Here is an 837-nt window from a genome sequence, read left to right as displayed (position 1 = left end):
AAGACCGCAGCGACGGTGGCGGTTCCCTGATCGGCAGGTTCCGCGCTGCTGCGTCCCGGCCAAGCGCGCTCGTCGCCCCGCCGGAACCTGTAGCGGGCCGGCCTTTCTTCTGCTTAACGGCCGGCAATTCGCCGGCCCGTTACCCGGAGATTTCAGCCATGAACGTCGACGAACGCATCCGCCAGCGCGCCTATGAAATATGGGAAGCCGAGGGCCGCCCCGAAGGCCAGGAAGCCGACCACTGGCAGCGCGCCCGGGACGAGATCGAGCCCTTCTACAAGGAAGGCAACGCCGAAGCCGGCGGCATCGAAAGCAGCGTGGCCATTCCGATGCCGAAATCGGGTGGCGACCGATAGCGGCGCCGGCAGGGCGGCGAGGACGCGGCACGCGTCGTCCCGCCCGAATCTGCTGCGACGTTCTCAGCCTTTTCATCCGGATGCCTGGTGCGCTGGAGCCTGTCGAGGCGCGCTGCTAGAGTGCCGCCGCTTGCCAACCACCGGCTGACAGGACGTCTGCCCAGCCGCCGCACAGGATGCTTCCATGAAAAAGCTCGCGCTCGCCGTAGCCGTACCCCTGGCCCTTTTCGGGGCCGCCACTTTCTACACCAGCACTCAGGTCGAATCGACCGCCCGCGATGCCGTCGACCAGGCCAACCTCAAGTTGCGCGAGATGGGCGTCGGCGCCGGTGCCGATGTCAGCCTCAGCCTGCTCAGCTTCGAACGCGGCCTGCTGTCCAGCACCGCGCGCTACCAGATCGACATCGATGTAGCGGATGACGACGGCAACACCGAGCACTACGCCCTGCTGCTGAACGATCGCCTCGAACACGGCCCCTTT

General features: G+C 66.7%; 2 protein-coding genes. Both read left to right on the top strand.

What is annotated here, in order from left to right:
- On the top strand, nucleotides 1-356 hold a 356-nt coding region (locus N879_RS20775; protein ID WP_235484287.1), incomplete at its 5' end, for a DUF2934 domain-containing protein.
- 184 nt (nucleotides 357-540) lie between these two features.
- Nucleotides 541-837, top strand: a 297-nt coding sequence (locus N879_RS10905; protein ID WP_031232723.1) for a DUF945 family protein, incomplete at its 3' end; no start/stop codon positions are given.

It is taken from the genome of Alcaligenes sp. EGD-AK7, from assembly GCF_000465875.3.
Taxonomy (GTDB): Bacteria; Pseudomonadota; Gammaproteobacteria; order Burkholderiales; family Burkholderiaceae_B; genus Alcaligenes; species Alcaligenes phenolicus.
The sequence above is the reverse complement of the archived record's forward strand: the minus strand, read 5'-3'. Positions and strand labels throughout refer to the sequence as shown.